This window comes from Pilosibacter sp. YYHA0881, from assembly GCF_051602715.1.
Taxonomy (GTDB): Bacteria; Bacillota; Clostridia; order Lachnospirales; family Lachnospiraceae; genus Alitiscatomonas; species Alitiscatomonas aceti.
In genome coordinates this window covers 2,626,292-2,648,094 of the sequence record NZ_CP175657.1, presented here as the reverse complement: position 1 = coordinate 2,648,094, position 21,803 = coordinate 2,626,292, and the positions used below count along the sequence as shown (strand labels likewise).

General features: G+C 52.6%; 13 protein-coding genes. 5 read left to right on the top strand and 8 right to left on the bottom strand.

Translation table 11 applies throughout. The annotated features are described in order from the left end of the window. Positions 1-19: 19 nt before the first annotated feature. Complete coding sequence (locus ACI6NM_RS12330) at positions 20-709, bottom strand: glycosyltransferase family 2 protein (RefSeq protein ID WP_337810928.1); 690 nt, start codon at positions 707-709, stop codon at positions 20-22. Between the two features lie 165 nt (positions 710-874). Between ACI6NM_RS12330 and ACI6NM_RS12325 the strand changes: the two genes are divergently transcribed. Further along, on the top strand, positions 875-1,816 hold the full coding sequence (locus ACI6NM_RS12325; protein ID WP_337810929.1) for a 2-hydroxyacid dehydrogenase: 942 nt from the start codon (positions 875-877) through the stop codon (positions 1,814-1,816). A 112-nt stretch (positions 1,817-1,928) separates the two neighbouring features. On the opposite strand, the gene ACI6NM_RS12320 is transcribed toward ACI6NM_RS12325, so the two are convergent. From ACI6NM_RS12320 to rpoB, 5 genes are all read right to left on the bottom strand, one after another. Beyond that, positions 1,929-3,014: a DUF6612 family protein gene (locus tag ACI6NM_RS12320; protein WP_337810930.1), complete on the bottom strand. Its 1,086-nt coding sequence runs from the start codon at positions 3,012-3,014 to the stop codon at positions 1,929-1,931. A gap of 29 nt (positions 3,015-3,043) precedes the next feature. After that, positions 3,044-3,361, bottom strand: coding sequence for a hypothetical protein (locus ACI6NM_RS12315; RefSeq protein WP_022273879.1), 318 nt, complete (start codon positions 3,359-3,361; stop codon positions 3,044-3,046). A 126-nt stretch (positions 3,362-3,487) separates the two neighbouring features. Further along, complete coding sequence (locus ACI6NM_RS12310) at positions 3,488-4,654, bottom strand: cation diffusion facilitator family transporter (protein WP_022273878.1); 1,167 nt, start codon at positions 4,652-4,654, stop codon at positions 3,488-3,490. Positions 4,655-4,736: 82 nt separating this feature from the next. Beyond that, positions 4,737-8,453, bottom strand: coding sequence for a DNA-directed RNA polymerase subunit beta' (rpoC, locus tag ACI6NM_RS12305; protein ID WP_438500879.1), 3,717 nt, complete (start codon positions 8,451-8,453; stop codon positions 4,737-4,739). Between the two features lie 18 nt (positions 8,454-8,471). Further along, positions 8,472-12,341, bottom strand: coding sequence for a DNA-directed RNA polymerase subunit beta (gene rpoB, locus ACI6NM_RS12300; protein ID WP_215654672.1), 3,870 nt, complete (start codon positions 12,339-12,341; stop codon positions 8,472-8,474). A gap of 282 nt (positions 12,342-12,623) precedes the next feature. On the opposite strand from rpoB, the gene ACI6NM_RS12295 reads away from it, so the two are divergent. Genes ACI6NM_RS12295 through ACI6NM_RS12285 form a run of 3 tightly spaced genes read left to right on the top strand, consistent with a single transcriptional unit; the run spans position 12,624 to position 16,739 of the window. Continuing rightward, the gene (locus ACI6NM_RS12295) at positions 12,624-13,112 is read left to right on the top strand and encodes an NAD(P)H-dependent oxidoreductase subunit E (protein WP_158359665.1); all 489 of its coding nucleotides are present in this window, start codon (positions 12,624-12,626) and stop codon (positions 13,110-13,112) included. Continuing rightward, the gene (locus tag ACI6NM_RS12290; protein ID WP_337810803.1) at positions 13,109-15,010 is read left to right on the top strand and encodes an NADH-ubiquinone oxidoreductase-F iron-sulfur binding region domain-containing protein; all 1,902 of its coding nucleotides are present in this window, start codon (positions 13,109-13,111) and stop codon (positions 15,008-15,010) included. Before ACI6NM_RS12295 ends, ACI6NM_RS12290 begins: the two co-directional genes overlap by 4 nt. 13 nt (positions 15,011-15,023) lie before the next feature. Then, on the top strand, positions 15,024-16,739 hold the full coding sequence (locus ACI6NM_RS12285; RefSeq protein WP_337810804.1) for a [FeFe] hydrogenase, group A: 1,716 nt from the start codon (positions 15,024-15,026) through the stop codon (positions 16,737-16,739). A 78-nt stretch (positions 16,740-16,817) separates the two neighbouring features. On the opposite strand, the gene ACI6NM_RS12280 is transcribed toward ACI6NM_RS12285, so the two are convergent. Both ACI6NM_RS12280 and ACI6NM_RS12275 read right to left on the bottom strand, forming a co-directional pair. Next, positions 16,818-18,194, bottom strand: coding sequence for an MATE family efflux transporter (locus tag ACI6NM_RS12280; protein ID WP_022273870.1), 1,377 nt, complete (start codon positions 18,192-18,194; stop codon positions 16,818-16,820). Between the two features lie 37 nt (positions 18,195-18,231). Then, positions 18,232-19,560, bottom strand: coding sequence for a M20/M25/M40 family metallo-hydrolase (locus tag ACI6NM_RS12275; protein ID WP_337425081.1), 1,329 nt, complete (start codon positions 19,558-19,560; stop codon positions 18,232-18,234). A 1,092-nt stretch (positions 19,561-20,652) separates the two neighbouring features. Between ACI6NM_RS12275 and ACI6NM_RS12270 the strand changes: the two genes are divergently transcribed. Further along, positions 20,653-21,420, top strand: coding sequence for a helix-turn-helix domain-containing protein (locus ACI6NM_RS12270; protein WP_262427336.1), 768 nt, complete (start codon positions 20,653-20,655; stop codon positions 21,418-21,420). Positions 21,421-21,803 lie beyond the last annotated feature (383 nt).

Below are 21,803 nucleotides of genomic sequence, written 5' to 3'. Positions count from 1 at the left end.
GTATTTTAACCCTAACATCTTACCATAAGTATCTGCCGTTTACAAACCTTTCATTCCTCGGCTGGGTCAGGAGCTGCCCGTTTTCCAGGGCTGCCTCCCGGCATCTCCGGGCGAAAGCCCGTTCCATTTCATAATAATACTGTTCCCTGGGGCCAAACTCCTCTCCATTTTTCCTCATGGACTCCAGGATCCTCAGATTCCGCTCCGGGTCCCGGATCCTCATTTTCCGGTGTTCGATCCAGATGTCTTCCTTCCATATAATACCAAAGGGCTTCACTGTTTCGTGGACCCGGCCCTTCCATACGGCCCCAGTCCCTCTGCGGATCAGCCGCTCCCGGTAAAAGGCTGCGGCCAGGGAACCGTCCCGGCGGAACGCTGCCGCATACTTCATCATCACCACATCCGGAAGACAGTCTGCCCGGCCCAGCCGCTCCTTCAGATCCAGCAGCTTCCTCCGCTGGTCCGGCCGCACCACATCGTCGGCATCCATCCAGAACAGATACGTCCCCCGGCCCTGGGAAAATGAGAAATTCCTGGCGGCGGCAAAGTCGTCCCGCCACGGAAAATCAAAGACCCTGGCTCCGCGCTCCATGGCGGCCGCCTTCGTTCCGTCTGTGGATCCGGTATCCGCCACAAGGATCTCATCCGGGAACCCGGCCACACTGTCCAGACACCGCCCCAGCACCTCCTCTTCATTTTTTACGATCATGCAAAGACTCACGGAGACCACAGCCACGCCCCGCTTTCACACGGTTTTACTGCCAGTATATGTCCCGTGCGAAAACAGTTGAATGTTTCCCAAAAAAGACTTACAATAAAACCATGAAAACGACGCCGGAGCCAGAAAGCTCCGGTCCACAAGGAGGAACCTGATATGAAACTCGTGATCATCGAGCCCCTGGGCGTTAACGATGAAAAGCTGCTGTCCATGGCAAAGGACATGCTGCCTGCAGACCTGGAGATCGTATATTACAATACCCGCGTCACCGATACGGAGACCCTCATTGAACGGGGCCGTGATGCGGACATCATCGCCGTGTCCAACCTTCCCATGAACGCCGACGTGATCAATGGCTGTAAAAACTTAAAGATGCTGTCTGTGGCCTTCACCGGCGTGGACCATATCGCCATGGACGCATGTAAGGCCAACGGCGTTCTGGTCAGCAACTGCGCGGGCTACTCCACCGCCGCCGTGGCCGACCTGGTATTTGGCATGATCATTGCCCTGTACCGGAACATGATCCCCTGCAACGACGTGGTGCGGAAGGAAGGCACCAAGGACGGACTGGTGGGCTTTGAGCTGGAGGGCAAAAAATTCGGTGTCATCGGTACCGGAGCCATCGGCCTCCGCACTGCCGCCATCGCAAACGCCTTCGGCTGCCAGGTCCTGGCGTACAGCCGCACGAAAAAGGATATCCCCGGGATCACCTATGTGGATATGGATACGCTCCTCTCTTCCTGTGATATCGTTTCCCTCCACACTCCTTTAAATTCCGATACCAGAGGACTCATTGGAAAAGAGGAGCTGGCAAAAATGAAACCGTCGGCCATCCTCATCAACACCTCCCGCGGTCCTGTGGTGGACAGCGCCGCCCTGGCAGACGCCTTAAATAATGGCCGCCTGGCCGGAGCCGGGATCGATGTATTTGAGGCTGAGCCTCCCATCGCCAAGGACCATCCCCTCCTCACAGCAAAAAATGTCATCGCCACTCCCCATGTGGCCTTCGCCACAAAGGAGGCTCTGGAAAAACGTGCCGTTATCGTTTTTGACAATGTGGACAAGTGGTTAAAGGGCACGCCCCAGAACGTGATGTAGGCCTGCTTTTCCACAGAGAGCGTCTGCTGTCAGCCGTTTTTCCCCATTCCAGAAAAAAATTCCCGGAAGCGTGTAAAACGCCGCCGGGAATTTTTATTTTCTTTTTTAAATCTTATACCAGAGCGCTGCCCAGGTCCTCGTAGCCCTCTGTGGACGGAAGCTCAAATTTCACTTCCTGTCCCGGATTATTGATGTTCATATGCATTTCCATCACATACGAAACGGTTTCAGACTCCCCAGTCTCGCTGTCGGTCATGACCATATCCATATCCAGGCTCATATCCTCTTTGACATAATAGCCGTTCTCATCCACAATGGCCTTGCCGGATGCGCTGCGGATATTGTAGGAAACCGTATATCCGTTGTAAAGGGTATCCATATCTCCAACGATGCCGTTTAAAAAGGAGTTCATATTGTCCGTATTGATGCCGTATGTAAGGACTGTATTTCCATCCTCAGTGGTCATGGCCATATCATTCATCATAGCCAGATCCATATCCACGCTCTCCAGATTGCTGGCAACCTGGTCCAGGGCCTCGTCCAGGGGCATTTCCTGTTTCATCTTCATGCCCATCATGTCCATATAGTACATATTGTCTGTATAGAACATCTGGAACGGGATATCGCTTCCCAACATGGTCATGCTTCCGTCAGCCACGAACTCCAGGTTTCCGGTCTGGGCTCCGCGGACCTTCATGTTCATATCCATGTTGGTGTCAATGGAAACGCCTTCCATGGTCATGGACATCTTCATATCTGCCTGGGCATCCATGCTGTCTAAGGTATTTGTCTTTTCCTGGGCCGCCAGATACGCCTCCAGAGCCGCCGGGTCATTGGACGCGTCGGGCTTCACTTCCTCAGCCGGCTGGATCTCTGCCGCCGGGACCTCCACCTTCTTTTCCTGGACCACTCCGTCTACGACCCAGGCGCCCTGGTCATTGACCTCATAACCGCCGGCCTTGGCCGTCAGATTATAAAGGGAAACCTGTGCATAGCCGTCGTTATCAAAAATATAACACTCTGCAATGCCGTCCTGGTTTCCGTCCAGCCAGTACCATCCGTTCCTGCAGTAGGAGCCGTCGTCATTCTCGTACCGCCAGCCGTTCATATCCTGGCTCCACTGGCCTGCAAATGCGGTAAAGGAAACGGCCAGGGTGGCTGGAACGACTGTCAACAGAAGCTTTTTCCAATTTTTCATAGCTTATTTCCTTCCTTATTATATGAATACTATTCCATTACAGGCTGTACCTGAACTTCTCCATTCTCAACCCAGGCACCATCCATATTTACATCATAACCGGCAGCCTTACTGGTCAGGTTATAAAGGGAAACGAGAGCATAACCATCGTTATCGAAGCAATAGCACTCTGCCTCGCCGTCCCCATTTCCATCCAGCCAGAACCAGCCGTTCTTGCAGTAGGAGCCGTCCTCGTTCTCATACCACCAGCCGTTCATATCCTGATGCCACTGGCCTGCAAACGCAGTAAAGGAAAACATCATAGCCGCCGGAACCACTGCCAATAAGATCTTCTTCCAATTTCTCATATCGTCGTCCTCCTGAAAAATAATATATTGTAATATGTGACGATATTATATCAATTTTTATGGCAATATTCAAGTTTTTTTCATGATTTTTCCGTATGTCTTTGTGCACATTCCACTATTTTATTGTCAGATATACGACTGTTCCACCTGGATCACCGCATAATAGTTCTCCCAGGTCTCCTGAACGATCTTCTCGATCTCCTCCTTCACCTGGGCATGGGTCCTGTGGAAGCCATAGGGAACCACTGCATCAAAGACCAGATTCGTATGAGTCGGCCCCTGTACCATCCGCAGATCATGGATGGTCACTCCCTCCAGCCGCTCCGCGATCTTCAAAGCCAGAATTCTGCGGATCTCTGCCACCTTCTCATTATTCACTTCAATGGGATCCATATGGATCACCGCCTCGCAGCCCAGCTTCTGGTTCAGCTCCTTCTCGATCCGGTCGATGACGTCGTGGATCTCAAAAATGTCGCTGTTTCCCGGAACCTCGCCGTGAAGAGAGATCATCCGTCTTCCGGGGCCATAGTCATGGACCACCAGATCGTGGATCCCGATGATCTCCTCATGGGCCAGGACCAGCTTCTTGATCTCCTCCACGAACTCCGGAGACGGCGGCTGTCCCAGAAGCGGATTTAACGTATCCCGGGCGGCGCTGTAACCGGCATAGAGTACGAAGCAGGCCACGATGCAGCCGCACCAGCCGTCGATGTTGTAGCCGGTAAAGTGGGCAACCATCATAGAGAACAGCACTGCCAGGGTCGCCACCGAGTCGCTTAAGCTGTCCATGGCCGTGGCCTTCATGGCCTCTGAATCGATCCTGGTCCCGATCTTCCTGTTATAATAGCTCATATAAAGCTTCACACAGATGGATACGCAGAGGATCAGCACCGGAAGGACTCCGGCCTCCACCGGCTCCGGCGTACGGATCTTCTCAATGGACGTTTTTAAAAGCTCGAAGCCCATGAGCATGATGACCATGGAAACGCCAAAGCCGGATATGTACTCAAACCGCCCGTGGCCAAAGGGATGGTCCGCATCGGGCTTCATGCCGGAAAACCGGAAGCCCACCAGAGTAATAAACGAAGAACCTGCGTCCGACAGGTTGTTGAAGGCGTCGGCGGTGATGGCAATGGAGCCGCTTAAAACGCCTGCCAGGTATTTCCCCATAAAAAGCAGCACATTCAGGCCGATCCCCACAATGCTGCACAGCATCCCATAGGCCCGGCGGACTCCCTGGTCCTCTGCCTGGTCATGGTTCTTAATAAAAATTCTGGACAATAACGTGATCATATGGTTTTCTCTTCCTAACTCTCCAAAATGTGAAACAGCGAGGGAGCCTTCTGCTCCCCCGCCGCAATTCATTTTCTTTATTTTATTCCTCGGTGTCCACAACCTCTTCGGGCTCGGAGCTCTCCATATCATCGAAGTTCTCCTCAGCCTCCTGGGTATCATCTTCATTTAAGATGATCTCCTCCGCTTCCTCAATAGGAGCGTCTTCCTCGGGCTGGAGCTGGGCCATGGCCTCAGCCTGCTGGGCCTCGAATTCTGCGTCTGTTCCCAGGTGGATGTCACGGTAGCGCTTCATTCCCGTACCTGCCGGGATCAGCTTACCGATGATCACGTTCTCCTTCAGACCGATCAGATGGTCCACCTTGCCGTTGATGGCAGCCTCTGTGAGGACCTTGGTGGTCTCCTGGAAGGAAGCCGCAGATAAGAAGGAATCCGTAGCCAGGGATGCCTTTGTGATACCCAGCATCACCTGCTTACCTTCTGCCGGTTTCTTTCCTTCAGCGATGAGCTTCTCGTTCATCTCGTTGAAGTCCAGAACGTCCATGGAGGTTCCCGGAAGCACCTCAGAGTCTCCGCTCTCTTCCACGCGGATCTTCTTTAACATCTGGCGGACGATCATCTCAACGTGCTTGTCGTTGATCTCTACGCCCTGTAAACGGTATACACGCTGTACCTCGCGGATCATATAATCCTGTACGGCACGGACGCCCTTTACCTTCAGAAGATCGTGGGGGTTGATGGAACCCTCGGTGAGTACGTCGCCGGCCTCCAGTACCTGTCCGTCCAGCACCTTGATCCTGGATCCATAGGGGATCAGGTAGGTCTTGGAGTTTCCGGTCTCTGTATCCGTAACGATGATCTCGCGCTTCTTCTTTGTATCCTTAATGGTGACCACACCGCCGAACTCAGCGATGATGGCAAGTCCCTTGGGCCGTCTTGCCTCAAACAGCTCCTCGACACGGGGAAGACCCTGTGTGATATCGCCGCCGGCAACGCCGCCTGTATGGAAGGTACGCATGGTCAGCTGGGTACCCGGCTCACCGATGGACTGGGCCGCGATGATCCCGACTGCCTCGCCCACCTGTACCGGCTGGCCGGTGGCCATATTGGCGCCGTAGCATTTTGCGCAGACACCGATGTGACACTTACAGGTCAGTACAGTACGGATCTTAACGGTCTTTCTTCCTAACTTATCCAGGACCTTCATAACGGCAGCCGCACGCTTGGGCGTACACATATGGTTGGCCTTTACGACTACCTCTCCTGTATCCGGATCCACGATATCCTCGGCGATGTATCTGCCGGTGAGACGCTCCTCCAGGCTCTCGATGGTCTCCTTGCCGTCGGCAAAGGCCTCGATCTCCATGTAGGGGATCTCTCCCTTTCCTTCACAGCAGTCTGTCTCACGGATGATCAGATCCTGGGATACGTCTACCAGACGTCTGGTCAGATAACCAGAGTCGGCGGTACGCAGAGCCGTATCGGACAGACCCTTACGGGCTCCATGGGCAGAGATGAAGTACTCCAGTACGTCCAGACCTTCACGGAAGTTGGACTTAATGGGAAGCTCGATGGTGTGACCGGTAGTATCGGCCATAAGGCCTCGCATTCCAGCCAGCTGCTTGATCTGCTTATCAGAACCTCGGGCTCCGGAGTCAGCCATCATGAAGATGTTGTTGTACTTATCCAGGCCAGTCAGCAGATCGTGGGTCAGCTGATCGTCCGTCTCCTTCCAGGTATCGATCACCTCTTTATAACGCTCCTCCTCGGTGATAAGACCGCGGCGGAAGTTCTTGGCGATCCGGTCCACAGTGGCCTCTGCATCCGCTAAAAGCTGTTTCTTGGAGGCCGGAACGGTCATATCGGAAATGGATACGGTCATGGCCGCTCTTGTGGAATATTTATAACCAATGGCCTTGATGTCATCCAGGGTAATGGCAGTCTGCATTGCCCCGTGAGTGTTGATGACCTTCTCAAGGATCTGTTTTAACTGTTTCTTCTTTACAAGGAAGTCGATCTCCGGCTTTAACTCGTTGCCCGGGATGGTCCGGTCCACAAAGCCCAGGTCCTGGGGGATGATCTCGTTAAAGAGGATACGGCCCACGGTGGTCTCCACGATGCCGGTCATCTCGGTGCCGTCAGCCATGGTCCTGGATACGCGCACCTTGATCCTTGCATGAAGGGTCACAACGCCGTTTTCATAGGCCAGGATCGCTTCATTTTTGCTCTTAAAGTATTTTCCTTCTCCCGGAGCTCCCGGTCTTTCCTGGGTCAGGTAATAGATACCCAGAACCATATCCTGGGACGGAACGGCCACGGGGCCGCCGTCGGACGGCTTTAACAGGTTGTTGGGAGAAAGCAGAAGGAATCTGCACTCCGCCTGGGCTTCCATGGAAAGGGGAAGGTGTACGGCCATCTGGTCACCGTCGAAGTCGGCGTTGAAGGCTGTACATACCAGGGGATGGAGCTTGATGGCCTTACCTTCGACCAGAATGGGCTCGAAGGCCTGGATACCAAGTCTGTGGAGTGTAGGAGCACGGTTTAACATAACGGGATGCTCTTTAATTACATCCTCCAGTACGTCCCACACCTCTGTCTGGAGGCGTTCCACCATCTTTTTGGCGTTTTTGATGTTATGGGCAGTTCCGTTGGCAACCAGTTCCTTCATAACAAAGGGCTTGAAGAGCTCGATGGCCATCTCCTTGGGGAGACCGCACTGGTAGATCTTGAGCTCCGGTCCAACAACGATAACGGAACGGCCGGAATAGTCCACTCGCTTACCCAGAAGGTTCTGACGGAAGCGGCCCTGTTTACCCTTTAACATATCGGAAAGGGATTTTAAGGCACGGTTTCCGGGACCTGTTACAGGTCTTCCCCGTCTGCCGTTGTCGATCAGGGCGTCCACAGCCTCCTGGAGCATACGCTTCTCATTGCGGACGATGATGTCCGGAGCGCCCAATTCCAGAAGTCTTGCCAGACGGTTGTTGCGGTTGATGATCCTTCTGTATAAGTCGTTTAAGTCCGATGTGGCGAAACGGCCGCCGTCCAGCTGTACCATGGGACGGATATCCGGCGGGATCACCGGGATCACGTTCATGATCATCCATTCCGGCTTGTTTCCGGACTGGCGGAAGGCGTCCACCACCTCCAGGCGCTTAATGATACGGGCACGCTTCTGTCCGGAGGACTCCTGAAGAGCCTTTCTTAACTCCTCAGAATCCTTCTCCAGGTCAATAGACCTCAAAAGCTCCTGGATGGCCTCGGCACCCATTCCTACACGGAAGGTGCCGTAGCCATATTTGTCAACTGCGTCGCGGTACTCCTTCTCAGAAAGCACCTGCTTTAACTGGAGACCGGTATCGCCCGGATCCAGCACGATATAAGAAGCGAAGTACAGTACCTTCTCCAGGACCCTCGGAGAGATGTCCAGGATCAGTCCCATACGGCTCGGGATACCCTTGAAATACCAGATGTGGGAAACCGGAGCGGCCAGAGCGATATGGCCGATACGCTCACGGCGCACACTGGACTTGGTAACCTCAACGCCGCATCGGTCGCAGATAACGCCCTTATATCTGATCTTCTTGTATTTACCACAATGACACTCCCAGTCCTTGCTGGGCCCGAAGATTCTTTCACAGTACAGGCCGTCCTTTTCCGGCTTTAAGGTCCTGTAATTGATGGTCTCCGGCTTTTTTACCTCGCCGTGGGACCATTCCAGGATCTTTTCCGGAGAAGCAAGTCCGATACGGATCGCGTCAAATGTCATCGGCTGATAAGTTTCATTTGTCTCAGGCATGAACGGTACTCCCTTCTATTAATTATCTTTTTCAGAATAGTCGTCATCGATGTAGCCGTCCTCTTCCTCCGGCCCGTCGATATAGTCGTCATCCTCAGAATCCACCAGCTCTCCGTCCTTGAACTCCTGCTTCTGGAAGCCGTAGCTGCCGAAGGATTCCTCTTTCTCGTCGTAACGTCTGTCGCCTTCGATGATGGAGCGCAGATCCAGGTCGGTGTCTGCGTAATCGATGTTCTCGGACATCTCCACTTCCTCGCCGTTGTCTTTCAGGACTCTCACGTCCAGACCCAGGGACTGGAGTTCCTTTAAGAGTACCTTGAAGGACTCGGGGATACCCGGCTCCGGAATGTTCTCGCCCTTGATGATGGCCTCGTAGGTCTTCACACGGCCCACAACGTCATCGGACTTCACGGTCAGGATCTCCTGGAGCGTATAGGATGCACCGTATGCCTCCAGGGCCCATACCTCCATCTCACCGAAACGCTGTCCGCCGAACTGGGCCTTACCGCCGAGAGGCTGCTGGGTAACCAGTGCATATGGACCAGTAGAACGTGCATGGATCTTATCGTCTACCAGATGGTGGAGCTTTAAGTAATGCATGTGTCCGATGGTGGTGGGGCTGTCAAAGGGTTCTCCGGTACGGCCGTCGCGCAGCTGCACCTTACCGGTACGGCTGATGGGCACGCCCTTCCAGAGACCGCGGTGCTCTAAGTGGGTTCCCAGATATTCCATGACCTCCGGCTTGATCAGATCTGCATATTTCTCATGGAATGCATCCCATTCCATATTTACATAATCGTTGGCCAGCTCCAGGGTGTCCTGGATATCATCCTCGTTGGCTCCGTCGAAGACCGGCGTGGACACATTGAAGCCCAGGGCCTTGGCAGCCAGGCTTAAGTGGATCTCCAGCACCTGTCCGATGTTCATACGGGACGGCACGCCCAGGGGGTTCAATACGATATCCAGCGGACGGCCGTTGGGTAAGAACGGCATATCCTCAACCGGGAGCACACGGGAAACAACACCCTTGTTTCCGTGACGGCCGGCCATCTTATCGCCCACGGAGATCTTTCTCTTCTGGGCAATGTAGATCCTTACGGACTGGTTCACGCCGGGAGCCAGCTCGTCGCCGTTCTCTCTTGTGAATACCTTGGCGTCCACGATGATGCCGTAAGCGCCGTGGGGCACCTTAAGGGAGGTGTCGCGGACCTCTCTTGCCTTCTCGCCGAAGATGGCGCGGAGGAGCTTTTCTTCTGCGGTCAGCTCAGTCTCTCCCTTGGGAGTTACCTTACCTACCAGGATATCGCCGGCACGGACCTCTGCGCCGATGCGGATGATGCCGCGCTCGTCCAGATCCTTTAAGGCATCGTCGCCAACGCCGGGAACGTCTCTGGTGATCTCTTCCGGTCCTAACTTGGTGTCTCTGGCCTCTGCCTCATACTCCTCGATATGGACGGAGGTATATACGTCGTTCTGGACCAGCTTCTCACTTAACAGTACGGCGTCCTCGTAGTTGTAGCCCTCCCAGGTCATGAAGCCGATCAGCGGGTTCTTTCCAAGGGCGATCTCACCGTTCTTTGTGGACGGGCCGTCTGCGATCACCTCACCCTTTTCCACATGGTCTCCCTTGTAAACGATGGGCTTCTGGTTGTAGCAGTTGGACTGGTTGCTTCTTGCAAATTTGGTCAGACGGTACACATCCTTCATACCGTCAGAATCTCTCTTGATGATGATCTCGTTGGAGGCGGAACGCTCGACCACGCCGGCATTCTTTGCAACGACGCAGACGCCGGAGTCAACAGCCGCCTTGGCCTCGATACCAGTTCCCACAACGGGAGCCTCGGTGGAAAGCAGCGGCACAGCCTGACGCTGCATGTTGGAGCCCATCAGCGCACGGTTGGCGTCGTCGTTCTCCAGGAACGGGATCATGGATGTAGCCACGGAGAATACCATCTTCGGGGATACGTCCATTAAATCGATGGAGCGCTTCTGGAAGGAGGATGTCTCCTCACGGAAACGTCCGGAAATATTGTTGTGGACAAAGTGGCCTTCCTCGTCTAAGGGCTCGTTGGCCTGGGCAACCACATAGTTATCCTCTTCATCGGCAGTCAGGTATACCACATCGTCGGTTACGATGGGGTTAGCCGGATCGGATTTATCCAATACCCGGTACGGAGCCTCCACAAAGCCGTACTGGTTCACTCTGGCGTAGCAGGCCAGGGAGTTGATCAGACCGATGTTGGGACCCTCAGGGGTCTCGATGGGACACATACGTCCGTAGTGGGTGTAGTGTACGTCGCGGACCTCGAATCCGGCACGCTCTCTGGACAGACCGCCGGGGCCCAATGCAGAAAGACGTCTCTTGTGGGTCAGCTCAGACAGCGGGTTGTTCTGGTCCATGAACTGGGACAGCTGGGAGCTTCCGAAGAACTCCTTCACCGCAGCCGTCACCGGCTTGATGTTGATCAGAGACTGGGGAGTGATACCCTCCATATCCTGTGTGGTCATACGTTCTCTTACCACACGCTCCATTCTGGAAAGGCCGATGCGGTACTGGTTCTGTAAGAGCTCGCCCACGGCACGGATCCTACGGTTTCCAAGGTGGTCGATATCGTCCTTCGTACCAACGCCGAACTCCAGATGCATATTATAGTTAATGGAAGCAATGATGTCTTCCTTTGTGATGTGCTTGGGGATCAGGTCGTGGATGTGGCGGCGGATCTCTGCCTTTAACTCATCCTCTCCCATATCGCCTGCTTTTTCCAGGATATCGGCCAGCACCGGGTAGAATACTAACTCCGTAACGCCGGCCTCTTCCGGATCAAAGCCCACATAGGCAGCCAGATCCACCATCATATTGGAAAGGACCTTCACGTTCCTCTCCTCGGTCTGTACCCATACATAGGGAACAGCCGCATTCTGGATGGCTTCTGCCTGCTCCATGGTCACGGTCTTTCCAGCCTCGGCAAGGATTTCGCCGGTTGTGGTATCCACCACATCCTCTGCCAGGATCTGACCCGTGATACGGTTCTTAAAGTGAAGCTTCTTATTAAATTTATATCTGCCGACCTTTGCCAGATCATATCTTCTGGGGTCGAAGAACATGCTGTTCAGCAGGCTCTCAGCGCTGTCCACGGAAAGCGGCTCGCCGGGACGGATCTTTTTATATAATTCAAGAAGGCCGTCCTGATAGTTATCGGAGGTATCCTTTCCAAAGCTGGCTAACAGCTTGGGCTCTTCTCCGAATAACTCGGTGATCTCTGCATTGGTGCCGTAACCCAGGGCACGGATCAGGACTGTCACCGGGACCTTTCTTGTACGGTCTACGCGGACATAGAACACGTCGTTGGAGTCTGTTTCGTACTCCAGCCATGCGCCGCGGTTGGGGATCACGGTACAGGAATATAATTCCTTTCCGATCTTATCATGATCGATCCCATAATAGATTCCGGGGGAACGTACCAGCTGGCTGACGATAACACGCTCTGCTCCGTTGATGACGAAGGAACCTGTATCGGTCATTAATGGAAGATCACCCATGAAGATCTCGTGTTCATTGATTTCATCTTTATCTTTGTTGCAGAGTCTCACCTTTACTTTTAAAGGTGCTGCGTAAGTGGCATCCCGCTCTTTGCACTCTTCGATCGTGTACTTGATATCATCTTTGCAAAGTGTGAAGTCCACAAACTCCAGACTCAGATGACCAGCAAAGTCCGCGATGGGAGAGATATCCTCGAAGACCTCTTTCAGGCCCTCATCCAGGAACCACTGATAGGAATCTTTCTGGATTTCGATCAGGTTCGGCATCTCAAGAACTTCCTTCTGTCTCGAGTAGCTCATCCTTACGCTTTTACCGGCCGGCACCGGACGTATTCTGCTTTTCTCCATTGACGTTTCACCCCTGTTTTCTTTCTATATCAACTCTATTTTTGGGCATAATGGTACCCTTACGCGCAAGATACCACAATAGTGCACATTTCATATTATCATGCCCGTGTCAACATGTCAAGGAAATTTCCCAACATTTTCAAAGACTTAATTTTATTACTTTATCGGCCCAAATACTTTTGTTTATTATGTATAGTTTTATTGAATATATTATCGGGATTATGGTAGAATTTACAAATAACATTCATTCCCATCCGGGGCTGACAGAAGAAAGGAGAAACGATCTTGAGCCAGATTCACCTTGAAACGCTGGATGCGATCCTTGAAAAGCACCAGTGCGATCCATCCCAGGTCATCGCCATCATGCAGGATATCCAGAAGGAATACCACTACCTTCCGGAATCCGCCCTCTGCTACACTGCCAGAAAGCTGGGCATCAGCGACGCCAAGATCTATGGTGTTGCCACCTTCTACGAAAACTTCTCCCTTGAGCCAAAGGGAAAATATGTAATAAAGGTCTGCGACGGGACTGCCTGCCATGTGCGGAAATCTGTTCCCATCCTGGAGGAGATCCGCAAGCAGCTCAACGTCACCGAAAAGAAACCCACCACCGACGACATGCTGTTCACCGTGGAGACTGTATCCTGTCTGGGAGCCTGCGGCCTGGCTCCCGTCTGTACCGTCAATGATCATGTGTATCCGGCCATGACGCCGGAAAAAGCCAGAGAAATGATCCGTGAGATCCGCAGGAAGGAGGGCCTGGACGCATGAGTGAGATAAAAAGAATCAATACAAGAGCCGAGCTTGAACAGAAGCGGGAACACTTCATCCAGTGCCTGGCCACCCAGGATAAGCAGATCCTGATCTGCGGCGGCACCGGCTGTGTGGCCGGAGGCTCTTTAAAGATCTACGACCGTCTGAAGGAATTAATGGAAGAAAGGGACATTGCCTGTACCGTGCAGCTGGAGGAGGAGCCCCACGACCACAGCATCGGCCTGAAAAAAAGCGGCTGCCACGGTTTCTGCGAAATGGGCCCCCTGCTGAGGATCGAGCCCATGGGATGGCTTTATATTAAGGTAAAGGTGGAGGACTGCGAGGATATCATCGAGCAGAGCATCCTGGGCGACCAGGTGGTGGACCGTCTGGTGTACCGGGATAAGGACGGCACCCCCTACCAGAGGCAGGACGATATCCCCTTTTATAAGCAGCAGACCCGGGTAGCTTTAGAGCACTGCGGCCACATCAACGCCGAATCCATCCGGGAATACATCGCCATGGGCGGTTACAGCGCCGTGGCAAAGGCCCTGTTCGACATGACGCCGGAAGGGATCGTAAAGGAGATCTCTGAGGCCGGTCTCCGTGGACGCGGAGGCGGCGGCTTCCCCACCGGCAGAAAGTGGGAGCAGGTTCTGCGTCAGCCCGGTCCCGAGAAATACGTAGTCTGCAACGGAGATGAGGGCGATCCGGGCGCGTTCATGGACCGCTCCATGATGGAGGGCGATCCTCATCGGGTCCTGGAGGGCATGATCATCGCCGGCATCGCCACCCAGGCTCATCAGGGATATATTTATGTCCGGGCGGAATACCCACTGGCCGTGGAACGTCTGTCCATGGCCATCGACCAGGCCAGACAGCGCGGCCTTCTGGGAACAAACATCCTGGATTCCGGCTTTGATTTCGATATCCATATCAGCCAGGGCGCAGGAGCCTTCGTATGCGGCGAGGGAAGCGCTCTCACCGCATCCATCGAAGGAAACCGCGGCATGCCCAGAGTAAAACCGCCCCGTACCGTGGAGCACGGCCTGTTTGACAGTCCCACGGTCTTAAATAATGTGGAGACCTACTGCAACGTGGCCCCCATCATCCAGAAGGGAGCCGCCTGGTATAAGACCATCGGCCCAGAAAACAACCACGGCACCAAGGCCTTCGCCCTTACCGGAAACGTCAACAATACCGGACTCATCGAGGTTCCCATGGGTACGCCTCTCCGGAAGGTCATCTTCGACATCGGCGGCGGCGTCAAGGACGGGGAATTTAAGGCGGTCCAGATCGGCGGCCCCTCCGGAGGCTGTCTCTGCCTCAGCGCCACCGAGGACCATCTGGATATGCACCTGGACTTTGACTCCTTAAAAAAGGTGGGGGCCATGATCGGCTCCGGCGGCCTGGTGGTCATGAACGACAAGAGCTGTATGGTAGAGGTGGCCCGGTTCTTCATGAACTTCACCCAGAATGAATCCTGCGGCAAATGCGTTCCCTGCCGGGAGGGTACCAAGCGGATGCTGGAGATCTTAACGGATATCACCGAGGGACGGGGCACCCTGGAGCACATTAAGCTTCTGGAGGAGCTTTCCTCCACCATCTCCGAGACAGCCCTCTGCGGCCTGGGAAAATCGGCTCCGTCTCCTGTCAGCAGCACCCTGAAATACTTCCGCGACGAATACCTGGCCCATGTGGTGGACAAAAAGTGTCCGGCCGGCCAGTGCAAGGCCCTGGTGACCCTGCAGATCGATCCGGAGCTCTGCCGCGGCTGCACCAAGTGCGCCAGACTGTGTCCGGTGGGAGCTATTTCCGGTTCTGTGAAGCAGCCCCATGTCATCGACACCCATAAGTGCATCAAGTGCCGCGCATGCCTGGACGGCTGCAGCTTCGGCGCAGTAAAAGAAGTATAAGGAGGGGAGACACATGGCTAAATATATGATCGTAGACGGACTCCGCGCAGAGTTCACAGACGAAAAAAATATCCTTCAGGTGATCCGGAACGTCGGGATCCACATCCCCACCTTCTGCTACTATACGGATCTTTCCATTTACGGCGCCTGCCGTATGTGCGTGGTGGAGGACGACAAGGGAAATATCATCGCCTCCTGCTCCACACCGCCCAAGGATAAAATGGTGATCCGCACCAATACGCCCAAGCTGCACCACCACAGGAAAATGATCCTGGAGCTTCTGCTGGCCTCCCACTGCCGGGACTGCACCATCTGTGAAAAGAACCAGAAATGCCAGCTCCAGGCCCTGGCCCGCCGGTTCGGCCTTTACGATATCCGCTTTAAGAACAACCGGCCCAATTACGAGATCGACGACTCCTCTCCCGCCATTGTCCGGGATATGAACAAATGCATCCTCTGCGGCGACTGCGTCCGCATGTGCAACGAGATCCAGCATGTGGGAGCCATCGACTTCGTCAACCGTGGCTCCAATATGATCGTATCCCCGGCCTTTAACCGGAAGCTTTCGGAAACGGAATGCGTCAACTGCGGCCAGTGTGCAGCTGTCTGTCCCACAGGCGCCATCACCATCAAAAAGTCCAAAGGAAAGGTCTGGAACGCCCTGTTCGATCCCACCAAACGGGTCATCGCCCAGGTGGCCCCGGCCGTCCGGGTGGCCCTCGGCGAGGAGTTCGGCATGGCTCCCGGTGAAAACAGCATTTATAAGATCTACACCGCCCTCCATATGATCGGCTTTGACCTTTGCTTTGATACCAGCGTCAGCGCCGACATGACCATCATCGAGGAAACCAACGAGCTGGCGGAGATCTTAAGCCGGAATGAGGAGCGCAGGTATCCGCTATTCACCTCCTGCTGCCCAGCCTGGGTCAGATATGTGGAAAACAAGCATCCCCAGCTGCTGCCCTACATCTCCACCAGCAAATCTCCCATGGAGATGTTCGGCGCAGTCTTAAAGGAATATTATAAGCCCTCCGACGAGGAATGCGGCCTGGAGACCTTCAACGTGGCCATCATGCCGTGTACGGCAAAGAAGATGGAGGCCGAGCGGGAGGAATTCATCCGGAACGGGAAGCCGGACATCGATGCCGTCCTCACCACCAAGGAGCTGGCCTCCATGATCCGGGAGCTGGGGATCCAGTTTGCAGATCTGGAACCCACGGCCCCCGACACCCCGTTCTCCATCCGCTCCGGCGGCGGCGTGATCTTCGGCACCAGCGGCGGTGTCACAGAGGCGGCCCTCCGCCGTCTGGCAGAGCGCACCAATCCGGCGCTCCAGGAGATCCGCTACTCCGGCGTCCGCGGCCTGGAGGGGATCAAGAAATTCACCATTGAGATCGGCGGCAAGGCCGTCCACACGGCCGTGGTCAGCGGACTGGGCAACGCAGAGAAGCTGATCCAGCTGATCGAAAGCGGAGAAGAACACTTTGACTTTGTGGAGGTCATGGCCTGCCCCACTGGCTGCATCGGCGGCGCGGGACAGCCGGAAAGCTTCCTGGAGGACAAGAAAAAGCGTTCCTCCGGACTCTACACCGCCGACAAGAGCGCCCTGGTGAAGCGCTCCGATGAAAACCCGGTGGTGACCAAGCTGTACGAAGACGGCGTATTAAAGGATCGGGCCAGGGAGCTGCTGCACGTGCATTATAAGGCTCCCGCAGCCAGCCAGTCATAAAGGAATCCCAAGTTATAAAAAGCCCCCCTGGTCATGTTTCCATGACTGGGGGGCTTTCCTTCTATATTCATTGTCCGTTTAATTATTATCTTCCTTCTTCTCTCCCGTTCCGTTTTCGATACAGTAGAGGACCTTGTTGCGTTTCACATAGAATGCCATCATCAGGAAACGGGCAACCTGGTCAGCACCCACGAACATCCACAGGGTCCATAACGGCCACTTAAATACATATGTCGCAAGAGCCGCCATGGGGATACGGATACACCAGGTACCGATCACTGTAATGATCATGGTAGCCTTTGTATTGCCAATACCGCCGTAAATAGTTCCAGTCAGAGTACGCTGTAGGTTCTGGGGGATCAGGATCGCTCCCATGATCATCAGATATACTGCACCGACCTCTTTGAGAGCCGGGTCATTGGTCACGATAGACATGAACCCGTATGGCAGACAGATCATTGCAAGCGTGCAGAGCGCACTTATGGTTCCGTTCATCCAGAGCTGCTGCTTAAAATATTCCCTGAACAGCGGGCCGCTTTTCTGGCTCTTGGCCCGGCCTGCCAGTGTTGTTGCTGCAACGGTGAATCCAATGACTGGAAGCTCTGTGATCTCCTCAGCAGCCGTGGCAAGCTGGAAGCCTGCATATGCGTTGGTGCCATAAGTAAGGAGGAACTTGGTCATGATGATCGCGTAGATCTGCCACATTCCATCTTCCAGACCAACAGGAATGGATTTCAGAAGAGTTTCTTTAATGGATTCCTTATCGGAAATCCCCCATCCCGTCTTTCCTGCCTGTCTGAAATATTCCTTGCGGTTTAAAAGAATAATTCCAACGCCTCCGCCGGCGATCTGGGAAACTGCCGTGGCTATGGCAGCACCGTAGAAATCCCATTTCAGGATGAAAATAAGCAGATATCCTAAGGCAATGTTCACCACATTGATCAGCACCTGGAGGTACATCGGTGTCTTTGTATCGCCCATGGCGTTAAACATCGCGGAGTTCATCTTGGTCATAACCCACAGCGGCAGAGCCAGCAGCGTAATATGCAGATAGCTTTTTGCCGACGCGATCAGCTCCACATCCTCTGTAAAGAATGACAGGATCTGGGATGGGAACAGGAACAGAATCAGTACAAACCCAATGGCAATCCCCAGGGTTACTGTACAGATATTTTTAAAGCCCTGTTTCAATTCTCCATATTTGCCTTCGCCAATAAGATTTACATAGTAAACCATGGAACCGATACGGACTGCGCCCCATACCACGTTCAAGAGACCTGTAATACGGTTTGCAAGACCCTGGGTAGCAACGGCCAGACCCGACAAATGGCCTACAAGAGAGGCAGAAACGATTCCCGCCAGGTATACAAAAATACTCTCAAGAATAATGGGAATGATAAGGGCCAGTATTTCTTTTCTTATGGCTTTTTTATCCAGAGCTGCCTGTTCTGACATAGTACTCCTCCTTTTTCACTTTAATCACATACGGTCATCAGGACCAGAGATCGTCGATGGCTTTTATTCCAAGAATATACATTTTCACCGCGTCCAGGAGAACGCCTATATTCTGCGCCTCATCTAAGCCATGGACAGAGCCATGTCCCGGCGGGAACGGCTTTACCTCCTGGCAGTTCCCTGCGCCGAAATCACATCCATGCTCAAACAGCCGTGTATACGTTGCCGCCGTATGCAGTACACAGGGCTTTTCGTCCATATGCATTTCATGATTATAAAGGTCTGTCAGCATTTTTACGATCCCCTCATCCGGGCTCTCGTAATATCCCTTACTGATCTTCCCGATCTCTATTGCGATCGCTTTTTCTTCCCCATACCTTCGGATCTTTTCCGCCGTTTCCTCCAGATCCACGCAATGCGGGATCCTCAGATCAAAGCTCAGCTTAATATTTTCCCCCTCTGTCTCAGCTTTATAGACCCGCAGGATCGATTCATCAAAGATCTCGTCTGAGCATGAAACTCCCATGGACGCCCCATTGCCGTCTGCCAAAAGCTCCCGCATATGTTTTTCATCTGCATCATTTTTAAAGACCGCCCCCTCCTGGTTCAGGATCATATAGGCGACAGGGTTTTCCACCCCCTCCGGTCCTCCCTCTCTGGACGGCGTTTTCCGGATGGTTATGCTCCGGTTCTCGATCAGGGATTCACAGGCCTCCTGTACCAGACTCTGGCCTGTTCCGCGGGACCGTATGTATTCCACCTGGCTGGCCTTTGGCGCGGAGACCGTAAAATCGATCCTTCCCATCTCGCCATTCTCCGCCGGAAAATCCCCGTCTGCCGCCAGGGCCCAGTCCGGCTGTCCGGCTCTCTCCAGATAATACTCAATATCATCCATGGTGCGTTCTTCATTGCTGCCAAAAACGAGACGGATATCATTTTTCAGCGGAATATGATTCTCCTTAAAAAATGCGAGCGCGTACAGGGTAGCGATCAACGGCCCCTTATCATCTACGCATCCCCTTCCCAGGATATAATCTCCATATACAGTCCCGGCAAACGGTTCATAGATCGTATCCTCTCCCACCGGAACCACATCCGCGTGGGTCACAAGAACGAGACGTTTTCCCTTCTGCTCTTTCTCACAGGAGGCCTCCAGGCAATAATAGTCGTAATTCTTCGTAAACAGACCCTTTTCCCTGCACAGCGCATCACAGAAATCCAGGGCTCTGGCACATTCCAGGCCGTAGGGCCTTCCCGAATCATCGCTGGTGCTCACGCTGGGGATCTTAACAAAATCACACGTTCTTGACACGATCTCAAACTTGTATTTTTCGATATACGCATCGATCTGCTCTCTCAGATCCATAGCCTGCACTCCTTTCCCGTATCACTTTCTGATACGTGAAGCTTCCCCTCTAGGAGACTACTGGTTCTTGCGGGAGTCACTCACGGCTGTTCTATTCCACTCCCTTCTGTTTTTAGCGTCCCGCGATGTTATTTTTCCGTTTTTTCTTATAGTGGTATCTTACATGCATTTATATTTTTTGTAAATTATGAATATTTTATAAAATATTTAGATTTTATTTGTTAATTTTTCATAATTTTCAATTTTTATTCTCAAATAATACTTTTTAGTCGTTTTTCTGTCTTTTCAGTTTTACTTTTTCCGTTTAAAGCAGATAATTATTCTTCCCCAGCTTGATCATTCCGCCCGGATTCGTCTTCATTTTTAGGTATAACCATATTTTACCGCATACCCATTACACATCTGATGTTCCATACAAAAGCCCCTGCCCTAACCCCTGGAGCAGATCAGACATTTAAAATCATTTCACTCTTCTCTTCCACAAATGTTCGTTCCCATCTCCTATTTTCACATTTTCCGACAATCTTTGAAAACTCTCCGGCATATATATTTTACCAGAGCTGCAGTTATCCAGCTCCGCCACTTTCCCAAAATAAAAAAGGCTGCAGCCCGTACAGCCTCCATAATCGGTCTATGCCCCTCTTTCTATATTAAAAAGAAATAAACCATCCTATCATTTTCTCCCATTGGGTCAACCAGTTTTCACCCTCTGCCTCCACATACTGTTTTCCCACGCAAAAATCCTCACTGCTCTTTCCCTCCGATTCCGGTTCCAAACGGGTATGAACGTGCCCTGAGTAAAACCCTCATTGTATATTTATACATATTTTGTTTTTCCTTTCCCTTTACACATAATCTTCAAACTGTTCTGTGGGCTTTTTACACATGTACCATCCGTCTCTTTCCACCTTCCGCTGACTGATTCCTTCGCAGTATAAATTCTCCTTTTACATTTGCTCCATAACAGCCATGAAACTGTTCCTCTGAAATCCACTGCGATCTCTTCATCAGGCAAAAAAGCGGTTGACAGGGTTTTTTCATTATGACATAATGACTATATAACGACTAGTCATTGAGTAAGAAGGAATGATTATGACACAGAAAACGATCCAGGGAAATGCAGATCTGGCTAAACAGATCCGGCTCAGGCGCAGCGAGCTGGGACTGACCATTGAGGAAGCCGCCTCCCGAGCGGGAGTAGGGACAAAGACCTGGTGCCGGTATGAGGCAGGAGAATCCATCCGCAGCGATAAATGCAAAGGCGTCTGTAAAGCACTGAACTGGCTCAGCCTCCCAGGCCAGGAAGCCGGAACGCCCACAGAGTTCTCCCTTGAAGAATATAAGGACCATGAAGCGTGGTCCAGGTTTCTGGAGGATGAATTCGGGACCCGGGCTGCCCTTTCCTTTGCCATAGGCAGCGATCTGCTCCTTGACCATCTCCAGGAGGATATGGATGAGCTTGCAGCTATGCCGGCCGGGTCCCATATCGGACAGCTGGAGATCTCTTTTATAGACGGATTCCTGCCCCGGCAGTTTCTTATGCATTATACCTATGAGTTCCTTTACCGCATAAAATGCAGCTTATACAGCATGCGGATCCGCGCCCAAAGCGGCCTTCCTCTGAGAGCACACAGTGTGGCCGAAGAGCTGCTGGTCACTTTCTGCGAGCAGGAGGCATCGGCCCTGATCGAGCTCAGCGGAAAATTCTATGAGATCGGAGACGAAACCTCCGGGGACTGGATCTTCGACCTGTTCGGGGATTCTGACCTCCTCCAGTTCCTGTATTCCGGGATGTACCTGGAGCCGGACCATCCGTATCACCTGTCCCACTGGTATGAGCCGCAGTTTTATATGGAATAAGTCTGTGTAGGGAGTTTTTATATGAAAGGAGCCAGGAAGCCCGCTGTTTCATGGGGCTTCCCGGCTCTTTTCTTTTTATTCGAATTCGCAGAATCTAGTTTGTTTTAGGTTATTTCAACATATTTATCTATACTTTTTTATATTGATAACTTGCATCTTTTCCAAACATTATTTTTCATTTCACATATTTTTAATACCAATCCAGTACCATTGCATTTTTTCATTATTGTGTGTAGTTTCGGGGGCTTGCTTGTCTGTTTTTTATTCACAGAATATTTTTCTGCTGGCTTGCTTGTCCACCTATGGAAATTATAACTTCTTGTCACTATTTCTGCAACAAAAAGATTGTGATACCATGATTCAAATGTTTTATAAGCTCTTTT